This is a genomic window from Mycobacterium sp. THU-M104, assembly GCF_049197365.1.
Taxonomy (GTDB): Bacteria; Actinomycetota; Actinomycetes; order Mycobacteriales; family Mycobacteriaceae; genus Mycobacterium.
Genome location: NZ_JBMIOP010000111.1, coordinates 1 through 16,810 on the forward strand (window position 1 = coordinate 1; position 16,810 = coordinate 16,810).

Consider the following 16,810-nt stretch of genomic DNA (forward strand, 5'->3'; position numbering starts at 1 on the left):
AGCCGCTACAAGGCGCCGTTCACCTTCACCGGCGGCACCATCGCCCAGGTCACCGTCGACATCTCGGGCAGGCCCTACGAAGATCTGGAACGCGAACTGGCGCTGGCCTTCGCCCGCGACTGATCGCGGGAAGCGCGACGGCAGGGCACCGAAGAAGGCATGACGCCGCCGCGCCGGGCTTGTCCTACCCTGAAGTGATGCTCAGCGAACTGGTGGAGCTGCCGGGGGGCTCGTTTCGTATGGGTTCGACGAGCTTCTATCCCGAAGAGGCGCCGATCCACACCGTGGCTGTGGCGCCTTTCGCGGTGGAACGCCACCCGGTGACCAATGCGCAATTCGGCGAATTCGTCTCCGCCACACAATATGTGACCGTCGCCGAGCAGCCGGTCGACCCGGCGCAGTTCCCGGGCGTGCACGACGTGCGGGCGGGGGCAATGATTTTCCGCCCGACGCCGGGCCCTGTCGACCTGCGTGACTGGCGGCAATGGTGGGAGTGGGTTCCCGGCGCCGACTGGCTGCACCCGTTCGGCCCGGACAGCGACATCGCCGGCCGCGCGGATCACCCCGTGGTGCAGGTGGCCTATCCCGACGCCGCGGCCTACGCGCGATGGGCGGGTCGGCGGCTGCCGACCGAGGCGGAATGGGAGTACGCGGCGCGCGCCGGGAGCACGGCCACCTATGCGTGGGGGGAGGAGGTCGCGCCGGGTGGTGAGCTGATGGCCAACACCTGGCAGGGCAGGTTCCCCTACCGCAACGACGGCGCCCTCGGCTACGCGGGCACCTCGCCGGTGGGGACGTTTCCGCCCAACGCGTTCGGTCTGCTCGACATGATCGGCAACGTCTGGGAGTGGACGGCCACGGAGTTCTCGGCGCATCACCGGCTCGACCAGCCGCCGAAAAGCTGCTGCACGCCGGTGGGGCCCGCCGATCCCGCTGTCAGTCAGGCGCTCAAGGGCGGCTCGTATCTGTGCGCGCCGGAATATTGCCACCGGTACCGCCCCGCAGCCCGCTCACCGCAGTCGCAGGACACCGCGACCACCCACATCGGATTTCGCTGCGTGGTCGACGTGTCCTAGCGCCTGGGACTTAGGCCGTCGCGCCTGCTCGGCAACCAACCCGATGACGACGTCACGGGATCAGCCCGGCCAGGTCGCCGACCACCGAAACCGCGTTGGTCGCGACGGCGCTGATCTCGAATCCGCCGAGCGGTGTCAGCAGCGCCGTGTCCGCCGCGGTCGGGAGGCCGACCGCGTCGACGAGCCCCGCCGGGTCGCCGCTGAGCGCTTCGGTCAGGCCGTCGCGGTGGCTGTGATGGACGTGTTCACCACGTTGTTGACCCCGTCCTGCAGGCCGGTGAGGAGGCTGACCGGGGAGAGCCCGGCAAGGTCGGGTATCGATGGCGCCTGATTGGGCGACGTGGTTCACACCATGGTGGCCAGGTCGGGCAGCGCCGCAGACCCCAGTGACACCGGGTGGGGCCCCGTGCCGGTGAGATCGCCGACGCAGTCCTCGATTCCGGTTTCGGTGCCCGTGAACAGGGCGCCGGGAAGCTGCTGGAAATCTTGCAAACTCGGGAACAGTCCGAACGGCTGGGTCGCATTCGCATAGCCGCCGTCCGGACCGCCGACCGAGAAGCCCCAGTAGGGACTCCCGTAGCCGAAGTTCACCAGCGCTATCACGTCAAGCTGGAGCAGGTCGGCGATCGGCTTCCCGATGACGGGGATGTCGGCCACCGGCTGCATCAACGGGATGTACTGGGAATTGAGGCCGGCCTCCATACTCATGGGAATGCCGTAGTAGGTGGTCATGGTGTCGCCGCTGGTCGGCAGTTGTGTGGCATTGCTGATGGCCGTTGTCGAGAGGTCCCGATACGTGGGATTCACATCCTCGATACCGAGAAACGCGTTGAGGTCCGACAGGAAATCGAGCGGATACCGCGGGAAATCGGCGAAGCCGTCGCATTGCTGGGTGTAGATGGTGGTCGGGAACAGATCATCGGGAGTCGCGCCGTAGAACGGAACACCTATGCTGGGCGTGGTCAGCTCCGGTCGGAGCAACCCGGGGACGTCGCTGGCAGCGAAGCGTGTCAGCAAGCCGCCGAAGGGTGTGTCGGGGTCGCCGACGAGGACGAAGTGCACACTGTCGGACGGCACTTTGCCGGCGAGATCGGCCATGCTCAGCCCGGAAATCGTGGCGCTCTGGGATTCGCCGTAAACCACTACCGTGTCACCGAGGTTGTGGACGTCGTTCAGGATTGTTTTGTCGAGTATTTTCTCGCCCTGATACACCGATGTTTCGAACGGCAGCTGCTTGACCAAGCTCCCTCCCGGGCCCGGCTCCGAGTAAACCGGGTAGAGGCCCTCGGGTGTGAACAGCCCCACCGCGGGCGGGGTGTTCCCCAGAGCTGGGTATAGAGGCTCGAGAAACTTCGTGAACGTGTTGTCGATGTATTCGGTCGGCGGAATGGGAATGCCGGCTGCCGCCACGGCACCGGCGGTGCCGGCGGCACCATCACCGCCCCCAACGGCGGTCCCGGCGGCACGGCCACGGGCACTGGCACCGACGGCGCCACCGGTGCGTCCGGCAGCGCCGGCACTGCAGGCGCCGACGGCTGAGATCAGCGCAACGCAGCCACAAGGCGTCGCACCACTGGGGTCGGCTGCAAGCCGTTGCCGAGGGCCGCGCCGGGCGGGGCTGACGGTGTCCTGACTCAGGCGAGCAGTCTGCGGATGTCGGCGGCGGTGATCGCGGAGCCGAAGGCGTTGCCGTCGTCGATGACGCTGGCGAACAGCTTTGCCTTGCGGCTGTTGAGCGCGAGCACCTTGTCTTCGATGGTGTCGTGGGAGATCAGCCGGTAGACCATGACGTTGCGGGTTTGGCCGATGCGGTGGGTGCGGTCGATGGCCTGGGCTTCGGTGGCCGGGTTCCACCACGGGTCGAGCAGGAAGCAGTAGTCGGCCTCGGTGAGGTTGAGCCCGAACCCACCGGCTTTGAGGCTGATCAGGAACACCGGGGCGTCGCCGTCTTTGAAGCGTTGGATGGTGGCGGCCCGGTTGCGGGTGCGCCCGTCGAGGTAGCAGTAGTCGATGCCCTCGGTGTCAAGCCGGCCGCGCACGCGGCCCAAAAAGCGGGTGAACTGGCTGAACACCAGCGCCCGGTGCCCGCCGTCGGCGACGTCGCGCAGATGCTCGGCCAGGGTGTCGATCTTGGCGCAGGCCAGCGCGTCGTGGGCGGGGTCGACCAGGCCGGGGTGCAGCGCCATCTGGCGCAGCACCGTCAGCGATTTGAGGATGGTGAATCGGTTGCGTTGCATGTCGTCGAGCAGGCCGAGCACCTTCTGCCGCTCCCGGGCCAGCCGCTTGTTGTAGAGGGTGCGGTGTCGCGGCGGCAGCTCGACGTCGAGGACCTGCTCTTGTTTGGCGGGCAGTTCGGCGGCCACGAGCTCTTTGGTGCGGCGCTTGACCAGCGGCTTGATGCGGCGCCGGAACAGATCCAAAAGCTCCGCGTCGCCGGCTTTTTCGATGGGTTTGGCGTAGAAGTCGGCGAACTTGGTCGGGCTGGGAAACAGTCCGGGCGCGGTGATCGACAGCAGCGACCACAGCTCCATGAGGTTGTTCTCCATCGGGGTGCCCGTGATGGCCAGCTTGAACGGTGCGGCCAGCTTGCGGGCGCACTGGTAGGTCTTGGCGTGATGGTTCTTGACGTACTGGGCCTCGTCGAGGATCAGCCCGGACCACGTCCGGGTTGCGTGGGCGTCGAAGTCGAGCCGGAACAGCGTGTAGGAGGTGACCACGATGTGGGCGCCCGCGGCCAGCTCGTCGAGGTCGGCGCCGGCGCGGCGCAGCGTGTCGTAGAGGGCCACCACCGACAATTCGGGCGCGAACCGCTTGGCCTCGGCGGCCCAGTTGGCCACCACGCTGGCCGGGGCGACCACCAGGAACGGGGCCATCTCCGGATTGTTCTGGCGGACACGGCAGATCAGCGCCAACGTCTGGATCGTCTTGCCCAGGCCCATGTCGTCGGCCAGGACCCCGCCAAGTCCGTGGGCGTGCAGGGTCGCCAGCCAGGAGAACCCCTCGGCCTGATACGGCCGCAGCTCGGCGCGCAGGCCGCTCGGCATTTCCGCGGGCTCCACGCCCTGCAGCGCGCGCAGCCCGCCGACCTGGCGCCGCCACTGGCGGGCTTGGCGCGTCACCACACCCAGCTCGGCCAGCTCGTCGAACAACCCGACCTGGAATCGGCTGATCCGTGGCGGTCCCTCGTCGCCGTCGGTGAGCGCGCGGGCCTCCTCGATGAGCCGGCGCAGCGTGACCAGCTCCGGTTTGTCCAGGGCGAAGTAGGCGCCGTCGGCAAGCAGCAGGTGCGACTGCCCGGACGCCAGCGCGGTGAACACGCTGACGAACGGGATCTTTTTGCCCTCGATGCTGATGGTGACACCCAGGTCGAACCAGTCCGTCTCGCCGGGCACCGCGTCGGTGCGCACCGCGATGACCAGCGAGCCACCCGCCTCCCGATAGTCGGCCGGATCTCCGGCCACCTCCACCACCACGTCGGAAAGCTCGGCCAGCCGCGGCTGGATCTCGGTGGCGAACCGCATGGTGTCCAGGCCCGACAACCGCACCCCCGAGAGCAGTGTGCCGTCGGCGCCGCGCAGGCCCCAGCGCTCCAAGGGCACCTCGATGCGGGCCGCCAAGGCCCGTTCGGCGTCCAGGTCGCGGGACGCGACGTACTCCTCGGCCCCGAACGCCGCGCGAAGCTCGTTGTCGCCGATCCGGTAGGCCCATTCCCAGCTCAGCTCCAGTTCGTGCACGCCGCCGTAGTCGGCCCGCAACACCAGCATCGGTCCCACGATCTCCGGCGGCGTGAACGACTCGTCGGAGGAAGTGACGGCCGCGATCTGGCGCAGCCGCGGGTAGTACTCGGCGGCGAAGCCCGCCGCCTCGCCGGCCGGAATGGCCAGCGGCTCGCCACCACACGCCATGCGCTGCAACGCTTCGGGCGCCGGACGCTCCAGCCGCGCCAGCCGCACGCCGCCGTCGTCGTACACCGCGCCGTGACCCGAGGACCCGATGAACGCCACGGGCCGTGCCGCCACACCGTCGACCCGAAGCGCGGGCCGGACGCTCAGATCGCCCGCCGCGTCGGCGGTGACGTCCAGGCACAGCTGCGCCGCACCGTAGGCCGGCACCTCCTGCGGCGGCTGGGCCGTCACCAGGCGCACCCCGACCCGGCGCGCCTCGTCCAGCAACGGCCACAACTGCGGGGACTCGAATCGCAACAGCGAGATCGTCTTCACATCGCCGTAGTTGCCGTACGAATACCCGTAATAGCCGGAAGGATTGGGGCTCGACGCCCGGTAGGCAGTGAACAATTCCTGCAGCACCCGAAGGTGGTCGTCGCAATAGCCGCCGTACCGCAGCATCGACAGCTTGCCCCAGCTCAGGTCACCGGACACCCAGCCGCCACGCTTACCGGCGCGAACCAGCCGTGCGTCGAGCGTCGGGACCGGCCCGCCCGTCGCCAGGTTCAGCTCGATCGCGATCGGTGTCCCGGCGTGACCGTGCGTCGCGACCGCGGGCACCAGCGCGTCCAGCGACTGCCGCCACGCCGGCAGCGCCGGCACAGGACGCACGACGCGGGTCGGTGTCTTCGACGACGCGGTGGCGGTGATCACCAGGGCCGCGACATGCTTGCAGTTCGCCCGCACCGGGCAGCTGCACATCCCGCTGTCGGCACCCCAGGTCCCGGACGCGCCTGGCCGCAGCCGCACCGTCGTCGTGTAGTTGCGACCCTGGCTCCCTCGCACACTGCCGACCAGGTTGTGCGTCGTCTGATCCCACAGGCACCGCAGCACCCTGCCCTCACGCGCGTAGGCGAAGCCCCGTCGATACGTGTCCCCGCCCACCAATTCCAGGACGCCCGAAAGGTTGATCGAGGGAACCGGCACACCGCCCATGGCGGCACCATAACGCCAGACTCGGACACGAAACCCCGACCACACCGCGCGACACGCCAAAGTCGTGACAGGTGAGTTCACTGTGATAGACGTGACCCGCCACGCGCCGCCCCCGAGAGACGAATTTGGCTCTGTGCTGGTCGTCGCCTAGACTTCAGGGGTTGCCGTGGGCAGACCTCGGCCGGTGCGTGGCGAGCGTCAAGCTTTTCCTGCCGGCCCTGCGTGCCCTTCGGCGACGAAGACCGCGCACGTCAGGCTCCTGGGCTTCTCCTGCCGTGCACACGTAAACCAGGTCAGGAGATCGAGTGATTCAGCAGGAATCGCGGCTGAAGGTCGCCGACAACACCGGCGCCAAGGAGATCCTGTGCATCCGGGTGCTCGGTGGCTCGTCGCGACGCTACGCGGGCATCGGGGATGTCATCGTGGCCACCGTCAAGGACGCCATCCCCGGTGGCAACGTCAAGCGTGGTGACGTCGTCAAAGCCGTCGTGGTGCGCACCGTCAAGGAGCGCCGGCGCCCCGATGGCAGCTACATCAAGTTCGACGAGAACGCGGCCGTCATCATCAAGCCGGACAACGACCCGCGTGGAACACGTATCTTCGGTCCCGTCGGCCGCGAACTGCGCGAGAAGCGCTTCATGAAGATCATCTCGCTGGCTCCGGAGGTGTTGTAGATGAAGGTCCGCAAGGGCGACACCGTGCTGGTGATCGCGGGCAAGGACAAAGGGGCCAAGGGCAAGGTCCTGCAGGCCTACCCGGAGCGCAACCGGGTGCTGGTCGAGGGCGTGAACCGGATCAAGAAGCACACCGCGGTCTCGACCAACCAGCGGGGGGCGCGCTCGGGCGGGATCGTCACCCAGGAAGCTGCGATCCACGTCTCCAACGTGATGGTGGTCGACTCCGACGGCAAGCCCACGCGGGTCGGCTACCGGGTGGACGAGGAGACAGGCAAGCGAGTCCGTATCTCCAAGCGCAACGGCGAGGACATTTGATGACAACTGCGCAAAGAGTCGCACCGCGGCTGAAAGAACGTTACCGCAACGAAATTCGCGATTCGCTGAACGAGCAGTTCGGCTACCGCAACGTCATGCAGATTCCTACCGTCACCAAGGTCGTCGTCAACATGGGCGTTGGTGAGGCAGCCCGGGATGCCAAGCTGATCAACGGCGCGGTCAACGATCTGGCGCTGATCACCGGGCAGAAACCCGAGATCCGCAAGGCGCGCAAGTCCATCGCGCAGTTCAAATTGCGCGAGGGGATGCCGATCGGAGCCCGGGTCACCCTGCGCGGGGACCGCATGTGGGAGTTCCTCGACCGACTCACGTCGATCGCGCTGCCGCGCATCCGCGACTTCCGCGGACTCTCGCCCAAACAGTTCGACGGCGTCGGCAACTACACCTTCGGACTGGCCGAGCAGTCGGTCTTCCACGAGATCGACGTGGACAAGATCGACCGGGTGCGAGGCATGGACATCAACGTCGTGACCACCGCGACGACCGACGACGAAGGGCGAGCGCTGCTGCGGGCCCTCGGCTTTCCGTTCAAGGAGAACTGACGATGGCGAAGAAGGCACTGGTCAACAAGGCTGCGCGTAAGCCACGGTTCGCAGTGCGCGCCTATACCCGCTGCAACAGGTGCGGGCGCCCGCGTGCGGTCTACCGCAAGTTCGGGCTGTGCAGGATCTGCCTGCGCGAGATGGCACACGCCGGCGAACTGCCCGGTGTGCAGAAGAGCAGTTGGTAACGGGCCCACCAGGGTTTGACGACCCCAGAACAGTGTGCGCGGCAGGCCCCATGCGAAGTCTTCGGCCGGGAACCACCGCGAGGAAGGTGACAGACACCGTGATGACCGCGACTAAGACAACGACTAAGACAACGACTAAGACTAAGACCAAGCAGAGCGCCGCGATGGACAGGAGCACCGCTCGATGAGGGCCCAGCGACGCTGCGGAGCGCAAGCGATGAGGAGGATCGGGCGCAAATGACGATGACGGACCCGATCGCGGACTTCTTGACGCGTCTGCGCAACGCCAATTCGGCGTACCACGACGAGGTGAGCCTGCCGCACTCCAAGATCAAGGCCAACATCGCCGCGATCCTCAAGAGCGAGGGCTACATCAGCGACTACCGGACCGAAGACGCCCGGGTGGGCAAAGCCCTGGTGGTCCAGCTCAAGTACGGGCCCAGCCGGGAGCGCAGCATCGCGGGGTTGCGACGGGTATCCAAGCCGGGCCTGCGGGTGTATGCGAAATCCACCAGCCTGCCGCGGGTGCTCGGCGGACTGGGCGTGGCGATCATCTCGACCTCCTCGGGCCTGCTCACCGACCGTCAGGCGGCCAGACAGGGCGTGGGCGGCGAAGTCCTCGCGTACGTGTGGTAGTGGGAGAGGCAGCGTAAACACAGATGTCGCGTATTGGTAAACGGCCGATTCCGGTTCCTTCCGGGGTCGACGTAACGATCGATGGACAGCAGGTCTCGGTCAAGGGCCCCAAGGGCGCCCTGGACCTGACGGTCGCCGAGCCGATCACCGTGGAGCGCAGCGAGGACGGCGCGATCGTGGTGAACCGTCCCGACGACGAGCGGCGCAACCGCTCGCTGCACGGACTGTCCCGTACGCTGGTGTCCAACCTGGTCACCGGCGTCACCCAGGGTTACACCACCAAGATGGAGATCTTCGGGGTCGGCTACCGGGTGCAGCTCAAGGGTTCCAGCCTGGAATTCGCGCTGGGATACAGCCACCCGGTCGTGATCGAGGCGCCCGAGGGCATCACGTTCGCGGTCGAATCGCCGACGAAGTTCTCGGTCTCGGGGATCGACAAGCAACAAGTCGGCCAGATCTCGGCGAACATCCGCCGCCTGCGCCGCCCGGACCCCTACAAGGGCAAGGGCGTGCGCTACCAGGGTGAGCAGATCCGCCGTAAGGTCGGAAAGACAGGTAAGTAGTCATGGCGCAATCACAAGCCGACACCGCCGCGCGAAAGCCGGTGGGGCACAACATCTCCGCGACCCGGCGGGTATCCCGCCTGCGCAGGCACGCGCGGCTGCGCAAGAAGCTCTCCGGTACCTCGCAGCGCCCGCGGCTGGTGGTGAACAGGTCCGCGCGGCACATCCACGTGCAACTGGTCAACGACGACGACGGCACGACGGTGGCTGCTGCGTCCTCGATCGAGGCCGACGTGCGCGGCCTGCAGGGAGACAAGAAAGCCCACAGCGTACGGGTCGGCCAGTTGATCGCGGAGCGCGCCAGGGCCGCCGGCATCGACAGCGTGGTGTTCGACCGTGGCGGGTACTCCTACGGCGGACGGATCGCGGCGCTGGCCGATGCCGCACGCGAAAGCGGATTGCGTTTCTGATGAACAACATCAGCCTGATGACAACTGGAAGGACCGCATAATGGCGGAGCAGTCGGCCGGCGGGCAGGGCGCCCAGAACAGCCGCGACTCACGTGGTGACCGCGACGGCCGCGGTCGCGGTCGTGACAGTGGTGGCCGCGGTGGTCGTGATCGAGACCGCGACGGAGACAAGAGCAACTACCTGGAGCGGGTCGTCGCCATCAACCGCGTCTCCAAGGTGGTCAAGGGCGGACGGCGTTTCAGCTTCACCGCCCTGGTCATCGTGGGCGACGGCAACGGCATGGTCGGTGTCGGATACGGCAAGGCCAAAGAGGTTCCGGCCGCGATCGCCAAGGGCGTCGAGGAAGCGCGCAAGGGCTTCTTCCGGGTCCCGCTGATCGGCAGCACCATCACCCACCCGGTGCAGGGCGAGGCCGCCGCGGGCGTCGTGCTGTTGCGCCCCGCCAGCCCGGGAACGGGTGTGATCGCCGGCGGTGCGGCGCGCGCGGTGCTGGAATGCGCTGGCGTGCACGACATCCTGGCCAAGTCGTTGGGCAGCGACAACGCGATCAACGTGGTGCACGCCACCGTTACTGCGCTCAAAATGCTCCAGCGCCCCGAGGAGGTGGCCGCTCGCCGCGGTCTGCCGATCGAGGACGTCGCCCCGGCCGGGATGCTGCGGGCGCGACGGGAAAGTGACGCGCTGGCCGCGGCGGCCGCACGTGAAGGAACGGCATAACGATGGCAGACCTCAAGATCACCCAGGTGCGCGGCACGATCGGTGCGCGCTGGAAGCAGCGCGAGAGCCTTCGCACCCTGGGCCTGCGGCGGATCCGCCACTCGGTGATCCGTGAAGACAACGCTCAGACCCGCGGGCTGATCGCGGTGGTGCACCATCTCGTCGAGGTGGAGTCGGTGCCCGAAGGGAAAACGCCCGAAGGGAAAACACAGTGACGATCAAGCTGCACGACCTGCGCCCAGCGCCCGGGTCGAAGACCGCCCGTACCCGCGTGGGCCGCGGCGAGGGCTCCAAGGGCAAGTCCGCGGGCCGTGGCACCAAGGGCACCAAGGCGCGCAAGCAAGTGCCGGCGACCTTCGAGGGCGGGCAGATGCCGATCCACATGCGGCTGCCCAAGCTCAAGGGATTCCGCAACCGGTTCCGCACCGAGTACGAGATCGTCAATGTCGGAGACATCAACCGGCTGTTCCCGCAGGGCGGCGCCATCGGGGTCGACGAGCTGGTGGCCAAGGGCGCGGTGCGCAAGAACTGCTTGGTCAAGGTACTCGGCGACGGTGAGCTGACCGTCAAGGTCGAGGTGTCCGCGCACAAGTTCAGCGGCAGCGCGCGCGAGAAGATCAGCGCCGCGGGTGGCTCGGCTACCGAGCTCTAGACCTCGCGGCATCAGGTGAGCTGCGGGATGACTTCCGCGGCAAGGCGTTCCATCTGCTCGCGGTTCTCCGGCACATCGGTGCCCACGGGATTGAGCAGCAGCGTCTGGGCCCCGGCGTCGATCACCTCGCGCAGCCCGCGCGCCACGTCGACGGGCGTGCCCGAGACCGGAACGTCCTCGACGCCGGGCATCGTGCCGTAGATTCGCCGCAACCCGGCGAGCACCCGCTCGCGGGCCCGCGCCGCGTCGTCGTCGACCATCAGGTAGACCCGCTTTCCGATGGTGAAGTGCGCCGCATCCTTGTGCTGCTCGTCGAGTTCGCGGCGCACCACCGCGGCTGCTCCGGCGAACGCTTGTGTGGTCGAGGAGCCGGCGCCCAGGAACGCGTCTCCGTGGCGCACCGCCCTGGCCAACGCCTTGGGCGCCAGCCCGCCGAACCAGATCGGCGGGTGCGGCCGCTGCACCGGCTTGGGCGCGATGGGCAGGTCGACGACGTCTCGGTACCGGCCGCGGAACGTCACCCGCGGTTCGTCGGACCAGGCCGCCTTCATCAGCTCCAGCCCCTCGGTGAAGTAGGAGAGATACGTCGACTTGTCCACGCCGAACGCGGCGAACCGGCGTGAGCCGCCGCCGGTGCCCACGCCGATGTCCAGCCCTCCGTGGCTGAGCCGGTCCACAGCGGTCGCGGCCGAGGCCAGCTGGAGCGGATCGTGCAGGGACGTCACCAGGACGGCGACGCCCAGCCGCAGCCGCTGCGTGCTCGCCGCGCACCACGCCAGCAGCTCCAGCGGTGCCAGCAGCGGTGCCGCCCCGACGATCTGCTCGAGCACCCAGCCCGCCTCGAACCCCAGCTCCTCGGCGCGCGCGAGGTACGAGCGCAGCCCTGCAGCGTCGAAGCCGTCGTAGTCGAATTGGGGGATGGCGATGGAGAACCTCACCGCCTCACCGTACGGCGCGCGATCGGTACGCTGGAGGAATATGTTCGTCTTCCCGCCCTCGATTCCCGGTGTCCCCGATCTCGCGAAGGACGTCCGTGCCCTGACCGGCCGGCTCGACACCGCGCGCCACCACGGCGTACCCAACGGTTGCGTGCTCGAGCTCGACCTGCGCGCGGTGCCGCCGGAGACGACGGGCTTCGACCCGCTGGCCGTCATCACCGGGGGCGGGCGTCCGATGGCGCTGCGCGACACGGTGGCCGCGATTCACCGCGCCGCCGGGGATCCCCGGGTCGCCGGGATGATCGCCCGCGTGCAGCTCGCGGCCTCGCCGGTGGCGGCGGTCCAGGAGCTGCGCGAGGCGATCGCGGCCTTCAGTGCCGCCAAGCCGTCGCTGGCCTGGGCCGAGACCTATCCCGGCACGCTGTCGTACTACCTGGCCTCGGCGTTCCGTGAGGTCTGGATGCAACCGTCGGGAACGGTCGGGCTGATCGGCTTCGCGACCAACGCGCTGTTTTTGCGCGACGCGCTGCACAAGGCCGGTGTGGAGGCGCAGTTCGTCACCCGCGGCGAATACAAGTCGGCGCCGAACCTGTTCACCGAGAGCGGCTTCACCAAGACCCACCGCGAGGCCGTCACCCGGATGCTGGAAAGCCTGCAGGACCAGGTGTGGCAGGAGGTCGCCCGGTCGCGCAAGATCGACCCCGACGGGCTGGACGCGCTGGCCGACCGGGCCCCGCTGCTGCGCGACGACGCCGTGTCCGCCGGCCTGGTCGACCGGATCGGCTTCCGCGATCAAGCCTACGCCCGGATAGCGGAAATGGTTGGCGTCGAAGATGTTTCGGACGAAAGCGACCCACCCCGGCTGTACCTGACGCGCTACGCGGGCGCGGCACGGGCGCGCCTGGTCCCGCCCGTGCCCTCGGTGCCGGGCCGCAAACCCACGCCGACGCTGGCCGTGGTCACCCTCGACGGCCCGATTGTCAACGGACGCGGGGGCCCGCAGTTCCTGCCGTTAGGCAACTCCTCGGTGGGCGGCGACACCATTGCTGCGGCGCTGCGCGCGGCAGCTGCGGACGATTCGGTGGCCGCGATCGTCCTGCGCATCGACAGCCCCGGCGGCTCGGTCAGCGCCTCGGAAACCATTTGGCGCGAGGTGATGCGGGCGCGCGAGCGCGGCAAGCCGGTGGTGGCCTCGATGGGCGCGGTCGCCGCCTCCGGCGGCTACTACGCGGCGATGGGAGCCGACGCGATCGTGGCGAATCCGGGCACCATCACCGGCTCGATCGGGGTGCTCAGCGGCAAGCTGGTGGTCCGTGACCTCAAGCAGCGCCTTGGTGTCGGTTCGGACACCGTGCGCACCAACGCCAATGCCGATGCCTGGTCGGCCGACGCGCCCTTCACCCCGGAGCAGCAGGCCCATCGCGAAGCCGAGGTGGACCTGTTCTACGCCGACTTCGTCGAGCGGGCCGCCGCGGGGCGCAACTTGAACACCGAGGCTGTGGAAGCCGTTGCCCGGGGCCGGATTTGGACCGGCGCCGACGCGCTCGATCGCGGTCTGGTCGACGAACTCGGCGGGCTGCGGGCCGCGGTGCGCCGGGCCAAGATCCTGGCCGGCTTCGATGAGGACACCCACGTCCGCCTGGTCGGCTATCCGGGTCATTCACTGCTGGACATGGTGCGGCCGCGGCCGTCCTCCCAGCCCGTCGCCGCGTCGCTGCCCGACGCGCTGGGCGCATTGGTGGGCTGCGCGGTCGCCGGGATTCTGGACAACCTCGAACAGACGCTGAACGGCGCGAACGCGCTGTGGCTGGGGGAGTCGCGCCTCTAGCCGGCGAAAGTGCCGCTGATGAAGATGATCTCGCCGAGCGGGTCGTCATTGTCCGCTGCGGGCACGTCCATTTCGTGGCGCTGGAAAAGTTCTGTCCGGGTCACGCCCTCGACGTCCCAGCCCTTCGACCGTAGGTAGTCCACGACATGGTTGCGTTCGCCGGCGTAGACCAGTGACGCCATGTCGATGTCGACGCCGTGCTCCCGGAACGGCCTGGACATCTCCCGCACCCGCTCAGCGTCGAAATCCACGATGCCGGGGACGAATTCGGTCGCGATGGTGCTGCCCGGCACGCTGAGCGCAGTGATGTTGTCGAACAACCGGTCCTGGGCGTCCGGTGGCAGGTAGATCAACAGCCCCTCGGCCAGCCACGCCGTCGCCGCCGCCGTGTCCAGTCCGGCCGCGGTGAGTGCGGCGGGCCAGTCGGCGCGCAGATCCATCGGGACGGCGCGCCGCACCGCGGTGGGTTCGGCGCCGATGCCGGACAGGGCTCCCGACTTGAAGTCGATCACCTCGGGCTGATCGATCTCGTAGACCACCGTGCCGGACGGCCACGGTAACCGGTAGGCGCGGGCGTCGAGCCCGGACGCGAGGATGACCGCCTGACGTATCCCTGCCGCGGCGGCCGCGACGAAGTAGTCGTCGAAATACCTGGTCCGCAAAGCCATTCCGTCGATCATCGCCTGCAGGCGGGCCGGCGAGGCGTTCTCGAAAGCTGCCGGGTCGAGTTCGCCGTCCATCATCATGGTGAAAAAATCCACCCCGACGGCGCGCACCAGCGGTTCGGCGAACGGGTCGTTGATCAGTCCGCGCGGGTCCCGGGTTGCCATGGCGCGCCCAGCCGCGACCATCGTCGCGGTCACGCCCACACCAGAGGACAGGTCCCAGCTGTCGTCGTGAGCGCGAGGCATGCGATCAGCCTACTTCAAATTCGCCGCAACGTAATTGAGGTCGCCGAAGACGGCCGTCAGCTCCTGGGGAAACTCGAAACCGTTCTGCGCATACAGGTCCCTGACCGCATGGGCCGCCACCTGCCACCCGTGGCCGCTCAGGTAGTCGACCACGACGTTGCGCTCACCCTGATAGAACAGGTCGGCCGCGTCGAGGTCGAAACCGGCGCGCTGCCAACGTTCGGTGATGCGCTGCAACCGCTCGTCGGTGAAGGCGTTGGGGTCCGGTACGTGCTCGGTGGCCAGCCGGCTGCCCGGCGCGCTGAGGGCGGTGATGTGGTCGAACAGCCCGTCCTGGGCTTGTGGCGGCAGATAGGGCAGCAGGCCCTCGGCGCTCCACGCGGTCGGCCGGCCGACGGCGAAACCGCCGCGCCGCAACGCGTCCGGCCAGTCGTCGCGCAGGTCGATGCCGATGGCGCGGCGCTCGGCGGTCGGCGCGGCGCCCAAGCCGGCCAGGATCTGCGTCTTGAATTCGATCACCTGCGGCTGGTCCACCTCGTAGACCACCATGCCCGCGGGCCACCGCAGCCGGTAGGCGCGGGTGTCGAGGCCCGAGGCCAGGATCACCGCCTGCCGGACGCCGGCTTCGGCGGCACCGGTGAAGAAGTCGTCGAAAAACCTTGTCCGGACCGTCATCTGCTCGACCCGCGCGCGGCGGTTGAGCAGCGGGTCGTCGTCGAAGTCGAGTTCGCCGTCGATGATGCGGATGAACGGGTCCAACCCCACCGCGCGCACCAGGGGATCGGCCAGCGGATCGTCGAGCAGCGCGTCGGGCCCCTGGGAGGCCAGCGCGCGGGAGGCCGCGACCATGGTGGCGGTCGCGCCCACGCTGGACGCCAGATCCCAGCTGTCACCCTCGGTTCGTCCCGGATTCTTGGTCATCGGATTGCACTCCTATTTCTCGAGGGTGCCGCTGGTGTAGAGCATTTCGCCCATGCGCATGTCGTCGTCCTGCAGGGGCGCCAGCCCGTTGGCCACGAACAGCTCCCGGATGCTGACGCTGTCCACCCGCCAGCCGCTCTCGGCCAGGTAGAGGGCCGCTTCGTTGCGGTCGCCGAAGTAGACCAGCCCGGCCATGTCGAGGTCGAAACCGTGCGCGCGCCAGCGCTCGGAGATGGCCCGCATGCGTCGCTTCATCTTTTCCTCGTCACCGGGCCCGGGCACCGGCGCGCTTTCGGTGGCCAGCCGGCTGCCCGGCGCACTGAGCTCGGTGATGGTGTCCAGCAGGCGATCCTGGGCCTCCGGCGGCAGATACCCGAGCAGCCCCTCGGCGCTCCAGGCGGTCGGCTGCGCCGGGTCGAACCCGGCGGCGCGCAGGGCGGTGGGCCAGTCGTCGCGCAGATCCACGGCCACCACGCGCCGGTCGGCTGTGGGTGCGGCACCCAGGCCGGCCAGCGTGCGGGACTTGAACTCGATCACCTGCGGCTGGTCCACCTCGTAGACGACCGTCCCGGCCGGCCACGGCAGGCGGTAGGCGCGGGCATCCAGCCCGGAGGCCAGGATGACGGCCTGCCTGATGCCCGCCCCGGTGGATGCCAGGAAGAACTCGTCGAAGAACTTCGTGCGCACGGCCATGTTGTCGGCCATGCGTGACATGGCCCCGGCGGAGCCGGTGGCGCCGTCATGCACGTCGTTGAGCTCGCCCGGGTCCAGTTCACCGCTTGCCAGGCGGGCGAGCAGGTCCACGCCGACGGCGCGCACCAGCGGCTCGGCGAACGGGTCGTCGATGAGCGGACACTCGGCGCGGGTGGCCATCGCGCGGGCGGCCGCGACCATGGTCGCGGTCGCTCCGACGCTGGATGCCAGGTCCCAGGTGTCTCCCTCGTACCGGGAGCCGGTGGAATTCATCGTCGTACCCCTAAGTAGTTAGTCCATCTCAGTTAATAATTAGTCAATGTAATAGCTTCTGCCACTGTACGCCGCGGCCGAAGCGCGGCAACCTGGCACCTTGGACGAGCATGGCGATGAAGTGGCAGCACAGCAGCCCTTCGATGCGGGCGGTGTCGTGTAGGAACATCGGCGCGACCAGCTGGGTGCCCTTGAGCTGGGCGTGGCGTTTCTCCAGGTTGGGCTGGTACTTGTAGGCGGTGAGCAGTTCCGCGTCGGACAGGCCGCGGTCGTTGCTGATCAACGGGAACATGCCGTCGGAGGCGGCGTCGTGAGCGACCTGGTCCTCGTCGACGGTGAAGACGGCGCGATGGTGGGTGCGGGTGATCTGGCGGTAGTGGGCGTCGGCGCCGGGTCGGCCGCGCTTCTCCTGCCGGTACCGTTGTTGGACCTGTTCGTTGAAACTGACGCGGTTCCAGCGGGCGGCGCCAGCCTAGCCTCGATTTTTCGTGCGGGTGGGGTTCGGGGGTGCTGAGCCATGAAGATCGCTGAGCGATAGCGATTTTGGGCTTGGGGTGTGTTTGGTCGT

Annotated in this window: 22 protein-coding genes; 14 read left to right on the forward strand and 8 right to left on the reverse strand. The window is 68.3% G+C overall.

Annotated elements, in window-relative coordinates:
* Nucleotides 1-123, forward strand: a 123-nt coding sequence (locus ACOJVU_RS10065; RefSeq protein ID WP_421529662.1) for a hypothetical protein, incomplete at its 5' end; no start/stop codon positions are given.
* A 74-nt stretch (nucleotides 124-197) separates the two neighbouring features.
* Nucleotides 198-1,076 carry a formylglycine-generating enzyme family protein gene (locus ACOJVU_RS10070; RefSeq protein ID WP_421529643.1) on the forward strand — a complete coding sequence of 293 codons (879 nt, stop codon included), beginning with the start codon at nucleotides 198-200 and terminating at the stop codon, nucleotides 1,074-1,076.
* Nucleotides 1,077-1,128: 52 nt separating this feature from the next.
* Here ACOJVU_RS10070 and ACOJVU_RS10075 read toward each other — a convergent pair whose 3' ends face one another.
* The 3 genes from ACOJVU_RS10075 to ACOJVU_RS10085 form a co-directional block, all read right to left on the reverse strand.
* Nucleotides 1,129-1,425 (reverse strand): hypothetical protein, encoded by a 297-nt coding sequence (locus tag ACOJVU_RS10075; RefSeq protein ID WP_421529644.1) that lies wholly within the window; start codon nucleotides 1,423-1,425, stop codon nucleotides 1,129-1,131.
* Nucleotides 1,422-2,486: a PE-PPE domain-containing protein gene (locus ACOJVU_RS10080; RefSeq protein ID WP_421529645.1), complete on the reverse strand. Its 1,065-nt coding sequence runs from the start codon at nucleotides 2,484-2,486 to the stop codon at nucleotides 1,422-1,424. Before ACOJVU_RS10080 ends, ACOJVU_RS10075 begins: the two co-directional genes overlap by 4 nt.
* A gap of 224 nt (nucleotides 2,487-2,710) precedes the next feature.
* Entirely contained in the window at nucleotides 2,711-5,956 is a 3,246-nt protein-coding gene (locus ACOJVU_RS10085) for an SNF2-related protein (RefSeq protein ID WP_421529646.1), read from the reverse strand.
* 305 nt (nucleotides 5,957-6,261) lie between these two features.
* Here ACOJVU_RS10085 and rplN point away from each other — a divergent pair, with 305 nt between their 5' ends.
* The 10 genes from rplN to rplO all read left to right on the forward strand — a co-directional run bounded on the left by rplN (nucleotide 6,262) and on the right by rplO (nucleotide 10,678).
* Complete coding sequence (gene rplN / locus ACOJVU_RS10090; RefSeq protein WP_003403649.1) at nucleotides 6,262-6,630, forward strand: 50S ribosomal protein L14; 369 nt, start codon at nucleotides 6,262-6,264, stop codon at nucleotides 6,628-6,630.
* Nucleotides 6,631-6,948, forward strand: coding sequence for a 50S ribosomal protein L24 (gene rplX / locus ACOJVU_RS10095; RefSeq protein ID WP_421529647.1), 318 nt, complete (start codon nucleotides 6,631-6,633; stop codon nucleotides 6,946-6,948).
* Nucleotides 6,948-7,511, forward strand: a complete 564-nt coding sequence (gene rplE / locus ACOJVU_RS10100) for a 50S ribosomal protein L5 (protein WP_421529648.1) — start codon at nucleotides 6,948-6,950, stop codon at nucleotides 7,509-7,511. The genes rplX and rplE overlap by 1 nt, the downstream gene beginning before the upstream one ends.
* A gap of 2 nt (nucleotides 7,512-7,513) precedes the next feature.
* Nucleotides 7,514-7,699, forward strand: a complete 186-nt coding sequence (locus tag ACOJVU_RS10105) for a type Z 30S ribosomal protein S14 (RefSeq protein WP_144949719.1) — start codon at nucleotides 7,514-7,516, stop codon at nucleotides 7,697-7,699.
* Between the two features lie 237 nt (nucleotides 7,700-7,936).
* Nucleotides 7,937-8,335: a 30S ribosomal protein S8 gene (gene rpsH / locus ACOJVU_RS10110; protein ID WP_421529649.1), complete on the forward strand. Its 399-nt coding sequence runs from the start codon at nucleotides 7,937-7,939 to the stop codon at nucleotides 8,333-8,335.
* A gap of 23 nt (nucleotides 8,336-8,358) precedes the next feature.
* Nucleotides 8,359-8,898, forward strand: coding sequence for a 50S ribosomal protein L6 (gene rplF, locus ACOJVU_RS10115; RefSeq protein ID WP_421529650.1), 540 nt, complete (start codon nucleotides 8,359-8,361; stop codon nucleotides 8,896-8,898).
* A gap of 2 nt (nucleotides 8,899-8,900) precedes the next feature.
* Nucleotides 8,901-9,308: a 50S ribosomal protein L18 gene (gene rplR, locus ACOJVU_RS10120; RefSeq protein ID WP_421529651.1), complete on the forward strand. Its 408-nt coding sequence runs from the start codon at nucleotides 8,901-8,903 to the stop codon at nucleotides 9,306-9,308.
* A gap of 40 nt (nucleotides 9,309-9,348) precedes the next feature.
* Entirely contained in the window at nucleotides 9,349-10,026 is a 678-nt protein-coding gene (gene rpsE / locus ACOJVU_RS10125) for a 30S ribosomal protein S5 (protein ID WP_421529652.1), read from the forward strand.
* A gap of 2 nt (nucleotides 10,027-10,028) precedes the next feature.
* The gene (rpmD, locus tag ACOJVU_RS10130; RefSeq protein WP_421529653.1) at nucleotides 10,029-10,241 is read left to right on the forward strand and encodes a 50S ribosomal protein L30; all 213 of its coding nucleotides are present in this window, start codon (nucleotides 10,029-10,031) and stop codon (nucleotides 10,239-10,241) included.
* Nucleotides 10,238-10,678, forward strand: coding sequence for a 50S ribosomal protein L15 (rplO, locus tag ACOJVU_RS10135; protein WP_421529654.1), 441 nt, complete (start codon nucleotides 10,238-10,240; stop codon nucleotides 10,676-10,678). Before rpmD ends, rplO begins: the two co-directional genes overlap by 4 nt.
* An 11-nt stretch (nucleotides 10,679-10,689) precedes the next feature.
* On the opposite strand, the gene ACOJVU_RS10140 is transcribed toward rplO, so the two are convergent.
* Complete coding sequence (locus tag ACOJVU_RS10140; protein ID WP_421529655.1) at nucleotides 10,690-11,616, reverse strand: LLM class flavin-dependent oxidoreductase; 927 nt, start codon at nucleotides 11,614-11,616, stop codon at nucleotides 10,690-10,692.
* A gap of 40 nt (nucleotides 11,617-11,656) precedes the next feature.
* Between ACOJVU_RS10140 and sppA the strand changes: the two genes are divergently transcribed.
* A complete protein-coding gene (gene sppA, locus ACOJVU_RS10145) occupies nucleotides 11,657-13,444 on the forward strand; it encodes a signal peptide peptidase SppA (protein WP_421529656.1) in 1,788 nt (595 codons plus the stop codon).
* Here the strand turns inward: sppA and ACOJVU_RS10150 are convergent.
* Genes ACOJVU_RS10150 through ACOJVU_RS10165 form a run of 4 tightly spaced genes read right to left on the reverse strand, consistent with a single transcriptional unit; the run spans nucleotide 13,441 to nucleotide 16,525 of the window.
* Nucleotides 13,441-14,355 (reverse strand): class I SAM-dependent methyltransferase, encoded by a 915-nt coding sequence (locus ACOJVU_RS10150; protein ID WP_421529657.1) that lies wholly within the window; start codon nucleotides 14,353-14,355, stop codon nucleotides 13,441-13,443. The genes sppA and ACOJVU_RS10150 overlap by 4 nt on opposite strands.
* 9 nt (nucleotides 14,356-14,364) lie before the next feature.
* Entirely contained in the window at nucleotides 14,365-15,276 is a 912-nt protein-coding gene (locus ACOJVU_RS10155; RefSeq protein ID WP_421529658.1) for a class I SAM-dependent methyltransferase, read from the reverse strand.
* Nucleotides 15,277-15,288: 12 nt separating this feature from the next.
* Nucleotides 15,289-16,242: a class I SAM-dependent methyltransferase gene (locus ACOJVU_RS10160; protein WP_421529659.1), complete on the reverse strand. Its 954-nt coding sequence runs from the start codon at nucleotides 16,240-16,242 to the stop codon at nucleotides 15,289-15,291.
* Nucleotides 16,243-16,285: 43 nt separating this feature from the next.
* The gene (locus ACOJVU_RS10165) at nucleotides 16,286-16,525 is read right to left on the reverse strand and encodes a hypothetical protein (protein WP_421529660.1); all 240 of its coding nucleotides are present in this window, start codon (nucleotides 16,523-16,525) and stop codon (nucleotides 16,286-16,288) included.
* Between the two features lie 27 nt (nucleotides 16,526-16,552).
* Here ACOJVU_RS10165 and ACOJVU_RS10170 point away from each other — a divergent pair, with 27 nt between their 5' ends.
* Entirely contained in the window at nucleotides 16,553-16,756 is a 204-nt protein-coding gene (locus tag ACOJVU_RS10170; protein ID WP_421529661.1) for a hypothetical protein, read from the forward strand.
* The last annotated feature ends 54 nt before the right edge of the window (nucleotides 16,757-16,810 follow it).

Coding starts and splice junctions, on each gene's coding strand:
- ACOJVU_RS10070 (WP_421529643.1), top strand. CDS start 198: ATGCTCAGCGAACTGGTGGAGCTGCCGGGGGGCTCGTTTCGTATGGGT.
- ACOJVU_RS10085 (WP_421529646.1), bottom strand. CDS start 5,956: ATGGGCGGTGTGCCGGTTCCCTCGATCAACCTTTCGGGCGTCCTGGAA.
- rplX (WP_421529647.1), top strand. CDS start 6,631: ATGAAGGTCCGCAAGGGCGACACCGTGCTGGTGATCGCGGGCAAGGAC.
- rplE (WP_421529648.1), top strand. CDS start 6,948: ATGACAACTGCGCAAAGAGTCGCACCGCGGCTGAAAGAACGTTACCGC.
- ACOJVU_RS10105 (WP_144949719.1), top strand. CDS start 7,514: ATGGCGAAGAAGGCACTGGTCAACAAGGCTGCGCGTAAGCCACGGTTC.
- rpsH (WP_421529649.1), top strand. CDS start 7,937: ATGACGATGACGGACCCGATCGCGGACTTCTTGACGCGTCTGCGCAAC.
- rplF (WP_421529650.1), top strand. CDS start 8,359: ATGTCGCGTATTGGTAAACGGCCGATTCCGGTTCCTTCCGGGGTCGAC.
- rplR (WP_421529651.1), top strand. CDS start 8,901: ATGGCGCAATCACAAGCCGACACCGCCGCGCGAAAGCCGGTGGGGCAC.
- rpsE (WP_421529652.1), top strand. CDS start 9,349: ATGGCGGAGCAGTCGGCCGGCGGGCAGGGCGCCCAGAACAGCCGCGAC.
- rpmD (WP_421529653.1), top strand. CDS start 10,029: ATGGCAGACCTCAAGATCACCCAGGTGCGCGGCACGATCGGTGCGCGC.
- sppA (WP_421529656.1), top strand. CDS start 11,657: ATGTTCGTCTTCCCGCCCTCGATTCCCGGTGTCCCCGATCTCGCGAAG.
- ACOJVU_RS10150 (WP_421529657.1), bottom strand. CDS start 14,355: ATGCCTCGCGCTCACGACGACAGCTGGGACCTGTCCTCTGGTGTGGGC.
- ACOJVU_RS10155 (WP_421529658.1), bottom strand. CDS start 15,276: ATGACCAAGAATCCGGGACGAACCGAGGGTGACAGCTGGGATCTGGCG.
- ACOJVU_RS10160 (WP_421529659.1), bottom strand. CDS start 16,242: ATGAATTCCACCGGCTCCCGGTACGAGGGAGACACCTGGGACCTGGCA.